This window comes from Cupriavidus numazuensis (genome assembly GCF_905397435.1).
GTDB lineage: Bacteria > Pseudomonadota > Gammaproteobacteria > Burkholderiales > Burkholderiaceae > Cupriavidus > Cupriavidus numazuensis.
Genome location: NZ_CAJPVI010000004.1, coordinates 57,716 through 72,054, shown reverse-complemented (window position 1 = coordinate 72,054; position 14,339 = coordinate 57,716). Strand labels below are relative to the sequence as shown.

Genomic DNA, 14,339 nt, shown 5'->3' with positions numbered 1-14,339 from the left:
CTATGACGCGCGCGCAGCGCAGCCGAAGGCGTCCCACCACTGACCGTGTTGGAACGCTGTACCCGAGTCCGTCTTGGGGATCGTCCAAAAGCCGTGCCGCGCAAGGCACAGGTTCTGACTCACATAGCGTTAGCAGGTTGGAACGGCTGACCACCATCGCAGGCGTCCAAAGCCGTTTGAACCCCTGCCGCCGTGGAATTGATGGCCAGCGGCAACGACGCGCTTTTCTGCCTACTCTTTTGTCGCTCGGACAAAAGAGTAGGTCGCCGGCTACGCCGGCGAAACAGCTGCGCATGCCAAGAGCGATAACCCGCCCCCATCCAGAGGCCCGCTGGCCAAGAACGAAACCCCGATCCCGACAGACGCCCAGCAACATCAAAACTTATGCCTGACCCCCGCCATCACCCCCAGCCGACTCCCATTCCCATACGTATTCCCACTGTTATTAAACGCGGGTGAACTGTTAAGCGCGACCCACGCGCCCTGCAGATGCGTGTAGTCGACTTCCAGGTAGATATCCGTCCGCTTGCTGAAGCTGTAATCCAGCATCCCCGCCGTAGTCAGCCGCTTGCCGCTCTGCCCGGCGTGGCGCAGCCAGTCGTACTGAAGCGTGCCGATGAATGCGAGCGCATCGTTAAACGCAAACCGCGTACCCACATAGCCAACGTTGTTCCGATAGTCCGCCACATCCAGATGGTTGTTGGTATAGCCGAGGTAATACTGCGACCTCCCAGCCTTGTACGTGCCACCAAGCCCCCACACCGTCTGCTTGCTGGCCTGCGCCGCAGGCACGGCGCCGAAAAACGCCGACGATACGTTGTAGGTCTGCTGATACACCGCACCGACTTCGATCGGCCCGGAGCTATAGACCAGCGATCCGGCCGCGGCCGAGCTGTTCTTCACGCTACCCGCTACCTCGCCGAACGTGTAGGCACCTGCAATCTGCAGGCCCCCGAAGCTCTTGATGTACTTGACGGTGTTGTCATACCGCAGGCCGGTGTAGTTGCCGCCCTGGTAGCCGACGATCGAGTTGTTGGCGAAGGCCATCGCTTCGTACGACGACAGCACCTCATGCGCGAGCGTGTACTGGCGGCCCAGCGCCAGCTTGCCGAAGTCGCCCTCGAGCCCGATCGCCGCCGTGCGGCCGAACAGGCGGCCGCCCTGCTGGCTGGTGCCGGTATCGGGACTGAAGCCGGATTCGAGAATGAACCACGACTTCAGCCCGCTGCCGAGATCCTCGGTGCCACGCAGGCCCCAGCGGCTGCCGGTCAGGACGCCGTCGGTCATCTGGACCCTGCCGTGGCCCGCGGCATCTTCGTTGGTGCTGTAGCGGATGGTGGTGTCGATCAGGCCGTAGAGGGTGAGGCCGGTGGTGACGGGGGTGGTCTGGGCGATTGCCCCCGCGCTGCCCGCGCCGAGCGCGAGCAACGTGATGAGTTGCTTGTTCATGATGTGGTGGAAGTCCTGCTGCGGTTTGGCTCGAATGCCTTCTTGTCGTCAGGCGTGTTGCGAGTTGTCGGAGGCTGGCGTGTGGCTCAGTGCTCGGGCACCTTGCGCGGCGCAGTCAGGAACATCCAGGTCAGCGCGATGAAGTACGCGCAGGGGATCATCGTGAAGAGCACGGCGTAGTTGTTGTGCGTGGCCGTCAGGACATAGCCCACGAGCTGGGTCATGAACATGCCGCCGACCGCGCCGATCATGCCGCCGAAGCCGAACACCGAACTGACCACGTGCTTGGGCGTGTAGTCCATCACCATGCTCCAGATATTGGCGGTCCAGGCCTGGTGCGCGCCGATGGCGACCGAGATCGCGGCGACGGCCGTCCACAGGCTGCTGGCGCCGGCGGCGAATACGATCGAAGTGATGCAGACCGCGAAGATCAGCATCGACAGCAGCCGTGCACGGACCGCCGGCATGCCGTGGCTGATGAGCCAGGACGACAGCGCGCCGCCGCCCACGCTGCCGATGTCGGCGCACAGGTAGATGACGATCAGCGGGATACCCATCTGCGTGACGCTGATACCAAGCTGGTACTGCTGGTTCAGGAACGGCGGCAGCCAGTACAGGTAGAACCAGAACACCGGGGCGGTGATGGCATAGGCGAAGGCGAAGGCCCAGGTGCCGCGCATGCGCAGGATCTTCGAGTACGGGATGCGTTGCGGCGCCGGCTCGACATCGCGGCTGACGTGTGCGAGTTCCGCTTGCGTGACCGTGGGATGCTCGTCGGGGTTGTAGTACTTGATGAGCCAGAACACGAGCCAGAGCGCGCCCATCGCACCGACGATCAGGAACGCGGCCTGCCAGCCCCAGACCTGCAGGATCAGCGGCAACATGATCGGCGTGAGCATGGCGCCGACATTGGTGCCGGCATTGAAGATGCCAGTCGCCACGGCACGTTCGCTGGCCGGGAACCACGTGCGCGTGGTCTTGACGCAGGCGGGGTAGTTGGCGGCTTCGGTCAGGCCGAGGAAGAAGCGGCAGATCATGAAGCCGACCGCCGAGGCCGCGAAGGCGTGCGCACCGCAGGCGATGCTCCACAGCAGCACGGCCAGCGCGAAGGCGCGCTTGACGCCGACCATGTCGATGAAGCGGCCCTGCAGCGCAAAGCCGATGGCGTAGCCGACCTGGAACCAGAAGTTGATGTTGGCGTAGTCCTGGGCGGTCCAGGCCATGGCCTTGGCCAGCACCGGCTGCAGCACGCCCAGCGCGGCGCGGTCGACGTAGTTGAGCGTGGTCGCGAAGAACACCAGCGCGAGCATGCCCCAGCGCACCTTGCCGAGCGCGAACCCGGCGCGGATCTTGTCAGCCAGGGAGTGGCCGGGCACGGCGGTGGCCGGGATCTCCTTGTGAATCGTGGTCATTTGTTTGTCTCCACCATTGGATGCAATGTGCTTTCCAGTATGCCCTGTAGCGCCTGGACAGGCTGGCAACCGGTCTTGTTCGTGGCGGGAGTGCGCAGGCGCGGGGCCGTCGCGTCTTCCCGCGCTGTCTATCAGTATTTAAGGCGAGCCACGGCGCGCAGCGCTTCCGGCGTGGCGGTGCCGAAGCCGAAAAACTCCAGGTAGGCGGGAATCATCTCGAACAGCATGTCTGTGCCGACTTGGACCTTGCAGCCGCGCGCGATGGCGGCTTCCAGGAACGGCGTGTATTCGGACTTCATCACCACTTCGCCGACCATCGCGCCCGCATCGATGCGGGTCACGTCGAACGGCAGCGCATCGCCGGGGTTCATGCCGAGCGGGGTGGCGTTGACCACTACGTCGTAGCCGGCCGGGTCGGCCGAACCGGTGGTGACGCGCAGCGCCGGGTAGTGCGCGAGCAGGCGGTCACGCAGTGCGAGCGAGGAAGCCTCGCGTGTATCGAACAGTGCCAGTTCGGCCACGCCCGCCGCGGCCAGCGAAGCAGCGATCGCGCTGCCTACGCCGCCGCTGCCCGACACCATGGCGCGCGCGCCTTCGAGCCGGCAGCCCTTGCGCTGGATGCCGCGCACAAAGCCCGCGCCGTCGAACTGGTCGCCGACCAGCTTTCCGTCATCGCGCAGCAGCACGGCGTTGCAGGCACCGGCGATGCGCGCGGTCGGCGTGAGTTCGTCGACCAGTTCGATGGTGGTGACCTTGTGCGGCATGGTGACCAGCGCACCGCGGATATTGCTCAGGCGGAACAGCGAGCGGAAGAACACGGGGTAGTCGTCGGGCTTCACGCCCATCGGCACCACGACGGCGTCGATGTCCTGCTGTTCGAACCAGGGGTTGTAGATCATGGGCGCCTTGAATGACTCCGTGGGGAAGCCAAGGTGCGCAATGAGGGTGGTCTTGCCGTTGATCATGATGTTCCTGGGGGCGGAGGAATCCGGGTCGGCGTGGATGCGTGGTCCGCGCTTGGCGGGGAATGTCTCGATGACCGGAGATTAGTGGCCCGTGAGCCGGGAACCAAGCGACGTAGTCCGCATAAGGCGCGATTAGCGAACGCATGTGGGCGATCAGGAAACGCAGTGCGGGTTTCTACGGAGGGCGGTGGTTGCCATGCGCGATGCAGCAGGCGGCAGGCACATTGCTATGATCGGACGACCTTGCCGCCGGCCCTGTCGCATTGATTGTCCGGGCGGCCTGCCACACAGCCCCACCATCACAGGAGCCCCGACATGAGCGCCGCTGAAGCCTGGGACAACCCGCTGGGCATCCAGGGTTACGAGTTCATCGAATTCGCCTCGCCGGATCCCGCCGCGCTCGGCCGCACCTTCGAGCGTTTTGGCTTTGCGGCCATTGCCGAGCACCGCCACAAGGCGGTCAGGCTCTACCGCCAGGGCGAGATGAATTTCATCGTGGACGCGGAGCCCGATTCCTTCGCGACGCGCTACGCGGCCGAGTACGGCTTGTCGATCTGCGCCGTCGGCATTCGCGTGAACGACGCCGCCGCAGCCTACGCGCGCGCGCTCGACGCCGGCGCTTGGCCGTTCGAAGGCGGCACGGTGGGGCCGATGGAACTGAACATCCCGGCCATCCAGGGCATCGGCCAGTCGGTCATCTATTTCATCGACCGCTGGCGCGGCAAGGAAGGACGGCCCGGCGACGTCGGGGATATCTCGATCTACGACGTGGATTTCCGCCCCTTGCCGCAGGGCAATCGCCCGCCCGATGCGGGCCTCGTCCGTGTCGATCACCTGACGCAGGCGGTCGAGCCCAGCCATCTTGAGGAATGGAGCGACTTCTATCGCAAGGTGCTTGGCTTTCGGGAAATCCACGAAGTCCATCCCGACTGGCAGGTGGCCAGCGACGCCTGCGTGCTGCTGTCGCCGTGCGGGCAGATCCGCATTCCGCTGTACGAGAAAGGGACGCCGCGCCACGACCGCATGCGCCAATACCTGTCCGACCCGCATGGCGAGGGCATCCAGCATATTGCGCTGGCCACCGACGACCTGGCCACTAGCGCCGCGGCCCTGGCCGCCAATGGCGTGCAGTTCGTGCAGCCGCCGGCCGCCTACTACGGCACGCTCGATGCGCGCCTGCCGGGCCATGGACTGGACGCTGCCACACTGCAGCGCTACGGCATCCTCGTGGACGGCACCGTGCGCGCGGACGGCAGGCAGGATCGCTTTCTCCAGGCGTTCGCGAAGCGCGAGGCGGGCGAGTTCTTCTTCGAGATCGTCCAGCGCGACGGGCACCATGGTTTCGGCGAGGGCAACCTGGCAGTGCTGGAATCGTTGGAGGGGGAGTGAGACGGTCCGGCTGCGGAGGCCGTTCCCGGGCCGGCCGAGCCTGATGCTGCCCTTGGCGGGCTGCGGTCGCATGAACCCTTGCCTAGCTCATCCTAAGCAATACGTCAGGGCATGGAAAATAACATCTGACGTTATTTCCATGAAATTTTCGCATGTATGGGGTATGTGGTGAACGCGCGATGGTGAGAAATTGCGCGTGTCCGGTATTTCTGCCGCGCTTCTGAGGGGCCGCGCTCAGTGCGCGCAAGTTTTCCTCGCAATCTACCTCCACGTCAGCGTAATCCACTCCCTCCAGCGTCACTCGCGGCACGTCTGCGCGAGGGGTTAACCCGGATTCTTGCTCTCTAGCCCCCACACCTAAGATCGGTTCCATTAGAGAACCTCGGTTCGCTATAAGAACAAATGGCGACCTGCCGAGACAGCAGCCGAGCCGATTTCCTGAATCAAACGGAGACAACCGTGCCCCAGTCCCAACCCGCCAAGGGCGGCGTCATCGACGTCCAGACCCTGATCGACGAACGGCCGTTCACCGGCTACCAGTGGCTGATCCTGATCCTGTGCTTTCTGATCGTCGCGGTCGATGGCTTTGATACCGCAGCCATTGGCTATATCGCGCCGGCGCTCGTGCAGGACTGGGGGATCCAGAAGTCCGAACTCGGCCCCGTGATGAGCGCCGCGCTGTTCGGCCTGGCCTTCGGGGCCATCTTCGCCGGCCCGATGGCTGACCGCGTGGGCCGCAAGCGCGTGCTTGTGTTTTCCGTCTTCTTCTTTGGCCTGTGCAGCGTGGCCACGGCGTTTGCGCCGACCCTCGGCTGGCTGACGGCGCTGCGTTTCCTGACCGGTCTCGGGCTCGGCGCCGCCATGCCGAACGCCGTCACGCTGACTTCCGAATTCGCGCCACAGCGCCGCCGCGCGGTGCTGGTCAACACCATGTTCTGCGGCTTTCCGCTCGGCTCCGCGGTGGGCGGGTTCGTCGCGGCGGCCATGATCCCGCACTACGGCTGGCACAGCGTGCTGCTGCTGGGCGGCGTGCTGCCGGTCGTGCTGGCCGTGCTGCTGGTGTTCCTGCTGCCGGAATCGGTGCGCTACATGGTGCTGCGCAGCTACCCCGTCGAACAGATCGGCAAGGTGCTGCAGCGGGTCACGGGCGCGAGCGCCACGGCAAGCGGGTATGTCATTGGCGAGCAGGCCCCGGCCACGCGCTCGCCCATCGGCACGGTGCTGTCGCCGGGCTATCGCCTGGGCTCGGCGATGCTGTGGAGCACTTACTTCATGGGTCTCGTCATCTTCTACCTGCTGACGAGCTGGATGCCCACGCTGATGAAGGACGCGGGCTTCACGATCGAGCGTGCCTCGTTCCTGACCGCGCTGTTCCCGCTCGGCGGCGGCATCGGCACCATCGCCGCGGGCTGGTTCATGGACCGCTTCAATCCGAACAAGGTCATCGCGCTGACCTACGCCGCGACCGGCGTGCTGATCTACGCGGTCGGCCAGGGCACCGGCAGCCAGGTGCTGCTCGGCGTACTGATCTTCCTGGCCGGCACCGCAATGAATGGTGCCCAGTCATCGATGCCGTCGCTCGCCGCGGCCTTCTACCCGACGCAGGGCCGTGCCACCGGCGTGGCGTGGATGCTTGGTATCGGCCGCTTCGGCGGGATCACCGGCGCGCTGCTCGGTGCGGAATTGCTGCGCCTGCAGCTCGGCTTCGACATGATCTTCACGCTGCTCGCGGTGCCGGCGTTCCTGGCCGCCATTGCGGTGATGGTGAAGCACTTCGGCGGCCGTCCGGCACAGGCCACCGAGGCGGGCGGCCGGCCCGTGGCCACTCACTGAGACGGGAGCGACTGTCCGCGCCGCGGAGCATCGGGATGCGCCGCCGCCCGGATGCAGTCGGCCAGCGCCTCGGCCATCGGCGTCAGGGTGCGGTCCTTGTGCCGCAGCAGGCCGACCGGCTCCTCGGTGCCGAGCGTGTCGATGGGCAGCGCCACCAGCCCGCCTTCATCCATCGCGCGGCGCGTGGCCGACATCGGCGCGGCCCAGACGCAGTCGCTCTGTTCCGCCAGCAGGCGCCCCAGATACGCATCGGAAGTCTCCACGCAGCCATCCGGCAGGCGCAGGCCGTGGCGGGCCAGCAGGCTTTCGGTGTTGTGCCGCGGAATCGACCCCGCGGCGGCAATGACCAGCGGCCATGCGAGGCAATCGATCAGCGTCGGGCGCGAGTCCTTCGTCAGCGCATGCCCGGGCCGCACCGCCAGCACCAGCGAATCGGGCCCCAGCGACTCGAACCACAGGCTTTCCATTGCGACGGGGTCGTCCATGCGGCCGATCACGAGGTCGAGCACGTCGGCCTTGAGCTGGTCGATCAGGTTGCGGTTCATGCCGGTGCGCACATCCAGGCCGACCTCCGGATACGTGGCGCGAAAGCGCAGCACGGCATCGGTCAGCACGGCCGGCACCACGCTCGGCAACGCGCCGAGGCGGATACGTTCATGCGTCTGCGCGGCTTCGCCCGTGACGCTGCCGGCGGCGGCGTCGATATCAGCCAGGATGCGCAGCGCGTGCTGCAGGAAACGCGTGCCCGCAGTGGTCAGCTCGGTGCCAGCGCGTTGCCGCACCAGCAGCCGCGTGCCGGCGAGTTCTTCGAGTTCGCTCAGGGTCTTGGAAACTGCCGGCTGGGTCAGCCCGAGGCGATCCGCGGCGCGCCCCAGGTGCTGGGTTTGCGACACCGCGACGAAGCAATAGAGATGTCGCAGTCGCACCCGGTTACGGAAGATGTCCTGCGCGGCCTGCTCTTGCCGTTCCATATCGAAAATTCATCGTAATCGGTCAATAACTCAATTTACATGACTTTGGGTGTGTCTTAAAGTCATTCCACCCCCTTACAACACGGAGACGAAGCATGCAGCGCCTCGCCCAGTACCGTCGCCCCTATTGGGACACCCAACCCGAGTACCGTTTCGACCCTTATGGTTCCACGGTGCTGCGCTCGCCCGCGCAGCCGCTGGTGCAGATTCCGCAGTCGCTGTCCGAAGTGACCGGCCCCACGTTTGGCGCCGAGTTCGTGCGCGCCGGCGACAACGACCTGACCATTGGCAATGGCGGCGAACCGCTCGGCGAGCGCATCCTGGTCACGGGCCGCGTGCTGGACGAGAATGGCCGCCCGGTGCCGAACGCACTGATCGAGGTCTGGCAGGCCAACGCATCGGGCCGCTACACGCACAAGCGCGACCAGCATGACGCGCCGCTCGACCCGCATTTCTCGGGCGAAGGCCGCACCGTCACCGATGCCAACGGCCGCTACCAGTTCAAGACCATCAAGCCCGGTGCCTATCCCTGGCGCAATCACCACAACGCCTGGCGGCCGCAGCATATCCACTTCTCGCTGTTCGGCAACGCTTACGCGACGCGCCTGGTCACGCAGATGTACTTCCCCGGCGACCCGCTGCTGGCGTTCGACCCGATCTTCAATTGCGTGCCCGACGAGAAAGCCCGCAACCGGCTGATCTCGACCTTTGACTGGGAAACCACGCAGCCCGAGTACGCGCTCGGTTACCGTTTCGATATCGTCCTGCGTGGCCGCGATGCCACGCCGATGGAGTAAGAGCATGCTGTACGCCACCGCCTCGCAAACTGTCGGCCCTTACCTGCATATCGGCCTGACCGGCCTGAACTGCGCCGACCTCACCGCTGACGCACCGGAACTGGCCGGCCAGCGCATCGTCATCGAAGGTCGCGTCATCGACGGCACCGGCGCGCCCGTGCCAGATGGCATGGTCGAGATCTGGCAGGCCAACCCGGCCGGCCGCTACCGCCATGCCGAAGACACGCGCGAACTGCCGCTGGTCGCCGGCTTCACCGGCTTCGGCCGCGTGCCGACCGCCGAGGACGGCTCGTTCCGCTTCGTCACCGTGAAGCCGGGCGTGGTACCGGGCGCGGACGGCAAGCCGCAGGCGCCGCACATCATGGTGTCGGTGTTCATGCGCGGCCTGGTCAAGCACGTGGCCACGCGCGTCTACTTCCCGGACGAGACCGCTGCCAATGCCGCCGACGGCGTGCTGGCACTGGTGCCGGCGGAGCGCCGCGGCACGCTGATCGCTACCGCGCAAGGCAATGGCACGCTGCGTTGGGACGTGGTGCTGCAGGGGCCGGCTGAGACGGTGTTCTTCGACATCTGACGCTTCACGCATAATCGTGCCGTCGCCAACGTCGTGACGGCACACCCACTACGCCCCCCAATGCCAAGCTCGACCCGCCTTACCGATCCCATGTTCGGCAGCCCGGCCGTGCTGGAGATTTTCTCCGATACCGGCACCGTGCGCTGCATGCTTGCCGTCGAAGCCGCACTGGCCCGCTCCGAGTCGCACTGCGGTGTCATTCCCGTCGCCGCGGCCACCGTCATCTCCGAGGTCTGCTCGGACGTCTCGACAATCGATCTCGATGCGCTGGCGCAGGCCGCCGTCTCGGCAGGCAATCTCGCCATTCCCTTTGTGAAGCAACTCACCGCCGCCGTGGCGGCGCGCGATGCCGAGGCCGCGCGCTTCGTGCACTGGGGCGCCACCAGCCAGGACATCATCGACACCGCGCTGGTGCTGCAGCTTGGCGAGGCCCTGCCGCAGTTGCAGGCGGCACTGCTTGCGCTCGGCAATGCCTGCGCCGGCCTGGCCACTTCGCATCGCGACACGCCGATGGTCGGCCGCACCTGGCTCCAGCACGCGCTGCCCACCACGTTTGGCCTGAAAGCCGCGGGCTGGCTCGATGCGCTGCGCCGTGACCTGCGCCGTCTCGATGCCGCACGCGATCATGGCCATGCGCTGCAGTTCGGCGGCGCGGCCGGCACGCTCGCGAGCCTCGGCTCGTCCGCGCCGGCGGTGGCGCGTGCGCTGGCCAGTGAACTGAAGCTGGAGATGCCCGCACTGCCCTGGCATGCGCATCGCGACCGGCTTGTTGAAGTCGCGGCAGCGCTGGGCATGCTCACTGGCACGCTCGGCAAGATGGCGCGCGATATTTCGCTGATGATGCAGACCGAGGTCGCGGAAGTGGCCGAGCCATCCGGCCCCGGCCGCGGTGGCTCAAGCACCATGCCCCACAAGCGCAACCCGGTTGGATGCGCCGCCGTGCTGACCGCAGCGGTGCGCGTGCCGCCGCTGGTCGCGACGATGCTGTCGGGCATGGTGCAGGAACACGAGCGCGCGCTTGGCGGCTGGCAGGCGGAGTGGGACACGCTGCCGCAGATCGTCGCGCTTGCCGCCGGCGCCTTGCGCCAGATGGGCGAGGTGGTCTCGGGCCTGCAGGTCGACGCCGCGCGCATGCGCGCCAATCTCGACATGACGCATGGCCTGATCCTCGGCGAGGCGGCCATGCTGGAACTCGGCGGCCGCATCGGCCGGCTCGAAGCGCACCATGTGGTCGAGCACGCTTCGCGCCGCGCGGTGGCGCAAGGCACTACGTTGCGTGAAGCGCTGGCACAGACGCTTGCCGAGAATCCGGCGCACGCCAGCCTGCTCGACGATGCCGCGCTCGACCGCCTGGCTGATCCGGCCAACTACGCCGGCCAGTCCGCCACGTTCGCCGATGCCGCCGTGCAGGCCTGGCATGCCGCGCTCGCGCAGCGGCAGCACGGCTGAACACGACACGCCCCACACAAGGTTCCCAGGAGACTGCATTGCCTTATCTCGACCATGCCGGCGCCCGGCTCTACTACACCGTGGACGGCCCCGATAACGCGCCGGCCATCCTCTTCTCCAACTCGCTTGGCACCGACCACACCATGTGGCAGCCGCAGGCCGACGCACTGGCCGGACGCTTCCGCGTGGTGCGCTACGACACGCGCGGCCATGGCCGTTCCACGGCGCCGGGCGATGCCTTCACCATGGATCAGCTGGGCGGCGATGCCGTCGCCATCCTGGATGCGCTCGGCATCGCCCAGGCGGCGTTCTGCGGCGTGTCGATGGGCGGCCTGACCGGCATGTGGCTGGGCGTGCATGCGCCCGAGCGCTTCCCGAAGATCGTGCTCGCCAACACCGCCGCGAAGATCGGCAATGCCGAGGGCTGGAACACGCGCATCGACAGCGTGCTGCGCGACGGCATGGGCATCATGGTGGAGCCGTCCATCGAGCGCTGGTTCACGCCGGGGTTTGTCGCCACGGCAAGCCGCACCATCGATCCGCTGCGCGCAGTGCTGGCCGCGCTCGATCCGCGCGGCTATGCCGCGAACTGCGCCGCGGTGCGCGAAGCGGATTTCCGCGAAGCGGTACGGACCATCCGCGTGCCCGTGCTCGTGATCGCCGGCAGCGGCGACCCGTCCACTACAGCGCAGGAAGGCCGCGACATGGCAGCCGCGATTCCCGGTGCGCGCTTCGTCGAACTGCCCGCCGCGCATATCTCCAACTTCGAGCAACCGGGCCGCTTTACCGCCGCGCTGCTCGATTTCATCGTCGGCCGCCTGCCGGTCACGGATGATCACGCCCGCTACGACGCGGGCCTGTCGGTGCGCCGCGAGGTGCTCGGCAGCGCGCACGTCGATCGCTCGATCGCGCACCTGACACCGCTCAACGAGGAGTTCCAGAACCTGATCACCCGCTATGCGTGGGGCGAGATCTGGACGCGCGAAGGGCTGCCGCGGCACACGCGCAGCTTGCTGACCATCGCGATGATGGTGGCGCTGAACCGCGCCGAAGAGCTGAAGCTGCACTTGCGCGCCGCCGCCAACAACGGCGTGACGCGCGACGAGATCAAGGAAGTGCTGCTGCAGACCGCCATCTACTGCGGCGTGCCCGCTGCGAACTCGGCCTTCCATATGGCCGAGGAAGTGTTCGCCGCCATCGACGAGGCCAACCGCCGGCCGCAGGCCTGATCCGTCCTATCGCGTTGCAAATGCCGGCAGCCGGGCGCGCCCCGACTGCCGGAACTCGGTTGGCGTCTGCCCGACCTGCTTTGCGAAGAAGCGCGAGAAATACGCCGCATCGGCAAAGCCCAGCGACAGCGCGATGTGCTTGACCTCGAGGTCGCTGAACAGCAGGTCGCGCTGCGCCTGCGCGAGCACCCTGGCGTGGATCATCTGCAGCGCGGACTGCCCGGCCATCTGCCTGCAGATACGGTTGAGCTGCGTGCCCGTGATGCCGATGTCGCTGGCGTAGTCGCCAATCTCCCTTTGCTCGCGATAGCCCGACTCCAGCAGTTGCTGGAACTGCTGGAAGTGCCGCGCAGGCCGGCTGTTGCTGCGCACCGCGGCCGGCTCCGACGCGTCCGCCAGACGAGCAATGCCGATCAGCACCACGGTCAGCAGCGCTGACAGCGCGGCGCCGCGCCACGCGGACACGCTTTCCATCTCTCCTCTGAACAGCGACAGCGCATCGGCCAGCGGGTCGTCGCGCCGCACGCGGTCGTGGCGCGGGCGCTCGAACAGCGGCAGCGTATCCGGCACACCGGCCAGCAGCGTGCGCAGGTGGCTGTCCGTCATGGTCACGACGATGCCATCGGTATCGGGCCGGAACAGGAAGCCATGAATATGCTGCGGCGGCACAACGACCAGCGAGCCGCCGCGCAATGCTTCGCGACCGCCTTCCAGCAACGCTTCCCCGCCGCCGGCATGGATGTGCAGAATTTGCAGGAAGCGTTCATGCCGGTGCGGCTGAATCTCCCAGCCGTGCAGCTTGCTGCGCTGCGCAATCGATTCGAAATGCAGCTGATCCAGCAGCGGCTCTGAAGAACTGGTGCCGTACAGCGAGTAGGTCGGGACGGATTTCACGGCGGGTCAGTGTTTACCAGCAATGTTCGGATTGTCCTGTTCTTGGTTCGGTCTGTCCATTCCGGAAAACCAGCCCGGCCGCTATCTTTTCTCCCATCAGAACAACGCATACGGAGACAAGCCCCATGCGCACCCAGGTAGCCATCATCGGCGCCGGCCCCGCCGGTATTCTGCTCGGACAACTGCTCACCCGCGCGGGTATCGACAACATCATCGTGGAGCAGCGCAGTCCGGAATACGTGCTGGGCCGCATCCGCGCCGGCATCCTGGAAAGCGTGACTGTCGACGCGCTGGAACGCGCGGGCGTCGCCGCACGGCTGCATGACGAAGGCCTGCCGCATGCGGGCATCGAACTGTCGTTCAACGGCCAGCGCCATCGGATCGACCTGCAAGCGCTGACCGGGCGCACGGTGACGGTGTACGGCCAGACCGAAGTCACGCGCGACCTGATGGCCGCGCGCCAGGCCGAGGGCACCACGACCATCTACGAGGCCGCCGACGTGAGCCTGCACGGCTTCGACGGCACGCGCCCGGTCGTGCGCTATCGCAAGGACGGCGCCACGCATGAAATCGAATGCGACTACATCGCCGGCTGCGACGGCTTTCACGGCGTCAGCCGCCAGAGCGTGCCGGCAACGTCGACGCAACTGTTCGAACGCGTCTATCCGTTCGGCTGGCTGGGCATCCTGTCGGACACACCGCCTGTCGCCGACGAGCTGATCTACGCCAGCCACGAACGCGGCTTCGCGCTGTGCAGCATGCGGTCCAAGGCACGCAGCCGCTACTACGTGCAGGTGCCGTCGACCGAGCGCGTCGAAGACTGGTCGGATGAACGTTTCTGGGATGAACTGCGTAGCCGGCTCGACCCTCACGCCGCCGAGTCGCTCGTAAGCGGGCCGTCGATCGAAAAGAGCATCGCGCCGCTGCGCAGCTTCGTATGCGAGCCGATGCGTTTCGGCCGCCTGTTCCTGGCCGGCGATGCCGCGCATATCGTGCCGCCCACCGGCGCCAAGGGGCTGAACCTCGCCGCCAGCGACGTGCTGTACCTGGCCGATGCGCTCACGGCGCGCTATCAGCAGGACGACGTGCGCGAACTCGACAGCTATTCGGAGAAGTGCCTGCGCCGGATCTGGAAGGCCGAGCGCTTTTCATGGTGGATGACGTCGCTGCTGCACCGCTTCCCGGATGCCGACGCGTTTTCGTCGCGCATCCAGCAGGCCGAGCTCGATTTCCTGGTCGGCTCGGAGGCTGCCTGCAAGGCGCTGGCGGAAAACTATGTGGGGCTGCCTTACTGAGATCCCACATCATCATGATCGGCAAGATGTGGATCGAAACTTGCGGCGAGGATGCCGGATCCGGATAGCCAGGAGCCTGCTC

At 66.4% G+C, this 14,339-nt stretch carries 12 protein-coding genes; 7 read left to right on the top strand and 5 right to left on the bottom strand.

Annotated elements, in window-relative coordinates; translation table 11 throughout:
* Nucleotides 1-375: 375 nt before the first annotated feature.
* From KHO41_RS04960 to KHO41_RS04950, 3 genes are all read right to left on the bottom strand, one after another.
* On the bottom strand, nucleotides 376-1,449 hold the full coding sequence (locus KHO41_RS04960) for a porin (protein ID WP_211952198.1): 1,074 nt from the start codon (nucleotides 1,447-1,449) through the stop codon (nucleotides 376-378).
* 86 nt (nucleotides 1,450-1,535) lie between these two features.
* The gene (locus tag KHO41_RS04955) at nucleotides 1,536-2,861 is read right to left on the bottom strand and encodes an MFS transporter (RefSeq protein WP_211952197.1); all 1,326 of its coding nucleotides are present in this window, start codon (nucleotides 2,859-2,861) and stop codon (nucleotides 1,536-1,538) included.
* A gap of 131 nt (nucleotides 2,862-2,992) precedes the next feature.
* Entirely contained in the window at nucleotides 2,993-3,826 is an 834-nt protein-coding gene (locus KHO41_RS04950; RefSeq protein WP_211952196.1) for a shikimate dehydrogenase family protein, read from the bottom strand.
* A 315-nt stretch (nucleotides 3,827-4,141) separates the two neighbouring features.
* On the opposite strand from KHO41_RS04950, the gene KHO41_RS04945 reads away from it, so the two are divergent.
* Nucleotides 4,142-5,215 (top strand): 4-hydroxyphenylpyruvate dioxygenase family protein, encoded by a 1,074-nt coding sequence (locus tag KHO41_RS04945; RefSeq protein ID WP_211952195.1) that lies wholly within the window; start codon nucleotides 4,142-4,144, stop codon nucleotides 5,213-5,215.
* 459 nt (nucleotides 5,216-5,674) lie between these two features.
* On the top strand, nucleotides 5,675-7,048 hold the full coding sequence (locus KHO41_RS04940; RefSeq protein WP_211952194.1) for an MFS transporter: 1,374 nt from the start codon (nucleotides 5,675-5,677) through the stop codon (nucleotides 7,046-7,048).
* Here KHO41_RS04940 and KHO41_RS04935 read toward each other — a convergent pair.
* Nucleotides 7,042-8,019, bottom strand: coding sequence for a LysR substrate-binding domain-containing protein (locus KHO41_RS04935; RefSeq protein WP_211952193.1), 978 nt, complete (start codon nucleotides 8,017-8,019; stop codon nucleotides 7,042-7,044). The genes KHO41_RS04940 and KHO41_RS04935 overlap by 7 nt on opposite strands.
* A gap of 95 nt (nucleotides 8,020-8,114) precedes the next feature.
* On the opposite strand from KHO41_RS04935, the gene pcaH reads away from it, so the two are divergent.
* From pcaH to pcaDC, 4 genes are read left to right on the top strand one after another with little or no spacing between them, the layout of a single operon-like run.
* Nucleotides 8,115-8,816 carry a protocatechuate 3,4-dioxygenase subunit beta gene (gene pcaH, locus KHO41_RS04930; RefSeq protein ID WP_211952192.1) on the top strand — a complete coding sequence of 234 codons (702 nt, stop codon included), beginning with the start codon at nucleotides 8,115-8,117 and terminating at the stop codon, nucleotides 8,814-8,816.
* Between the two features lie 4 nt (nucleotides 8,817-8,820).
* Nucleotides 8,821-9,390: a protocatechuate 3,4-dioxygenase subunit alpha gene (pcaG, locus tag KHO41_RS04925; protein WP_211952191.1), complete on the top strand. Its 570-nt coding sequence runs from the start codon at nucleotides 8,821-8,823 to the stop codon at nucleotides 9,388-9,390.
* A 60-nt stretch (nucleotides 9,391-9,450) separates the two neighbouring features.
* Nucleotides 9,451-10,839: a 3-carboxy-cis,cis-muconate cycloisomerase gene (locus KHO41_RS04920; RefSeq protein WP_211952190.1), complete on the top strand. Its 1,389-nt coding sequence runs from the start codon at nucleotides 9,451-9,453 to the stop codon at nucleotides 10,837-10,839.
* Between the two features lie 38 nt (nucleotides 10,840-10,877).
* Entirely contained in the window at nucleotides 10,878-12,068 is a 1,191-nt protein-coding gene (pcaDC, locus tag KHO41_RS04915; RefSeq protein ID WP_211952189.1) for a bifunctional 3-oxoadipate enol-lactonase/4-carboxymuconolactone decarboxylase PcaDC, read from the top strand.
* Nucleotides 12,069-12,074: 6 nt separating this feature from the next.
* Here pcaDC and KHO41_RS04910 read toward each other — a convergent pair whose 3' ends face one another.
* A complete protein-coding gene (locus KHO41_RS04910; protein WP_211952188.1) occupies nucleotides 12,075-12,962 on the bottom strand; it encodes a helix-turn-helix domain-containing protein in 888 nt (295 codons plus the stop codon).
* Nucleotides 12,963-13,087: 125 nt separating this feature from the next.
* On the opposite strand from KHO41_RS04910, the gene pobA reads away from it, so the two are divergent.
* Nucleotides 13,088-14,257 carry a 4-hydroxybenzoate 3-monooxygenase gene (gene pobA / locus KHO41_RS04905; protein WP_211952187.1) on the top strand — a complete coding sequence of 390 codons (1,170 nt, stop codon included), beginning with the start codon at nucleotides 13,088-13,090 and terminating at the stop codon, nucleotides 14,255-14,257.
* The last annotated feature ends 82 nt before the right edge of the window (nucleotides 14,258-14,339 follow it).

Coding starts and splice junctions, on each gene's coding strand:
- KHO41_RS04960 (WP_211952198.1), bottom strand. CDS start 1,449: ATGAACAAGCAACTCATCACGTTGCTCGCGCTCGGCGCGGGCAGCGCG.
- KHO41_RS04955 (WP_211952197.1), bottom strand. CDS start 2,861: ATGACCACGATTCACAAGGAGATCCCGGCCACCGCCGTGCCCGGCCAC.
- KHO41_RS04950 (WP_211952196.1), bottom strand. CDS start 3,826: ATGATCAACGGCAAGACCACCCTCATTGCGCACCTTGGCTTCCCCACG.
- KHO41_RS04945 (WP_211952195.1), top strand. CDS start 4,142: ATGAGCGCCGCTGAAGCCTGGGACAACCCGCTGGGCATCCAGGGTTAC.
- KHO41_RS04935 (WP_211952193.1), bottom strand. CDS start 8,019: ATGGAACGGCAAGAGCAGGCCGCGCAGGACATCTTCCGTAACCGGGTG.
- pcaH (WP_211952192.1), top strand. CDS start 8,115: ATGCAGCGCCTCGCCCAGTACCGTCGCCCCTATTGGGACACCCAACCC.
- pcaG (WP_211952191.1), top strand. CDS start 8,821: ATGCTGTACGCCACCGCCTCGCAAACTGTCGGCCCTTACCTGCATATC.
- KHO41_RS04920 (WP_211952190.1), top strand. CDS start 9,451: ATGCCAAGCTCGACCCGCCTTACCGATCCCATGTTCGGCAGCCCGGCC.
- pobA (WP_211952187.1), top strand. CDS start 13,088: ATGCGCACCCAGGTAGCCATCATCGGCGCCGGCCCCGCCGGTATTCTG.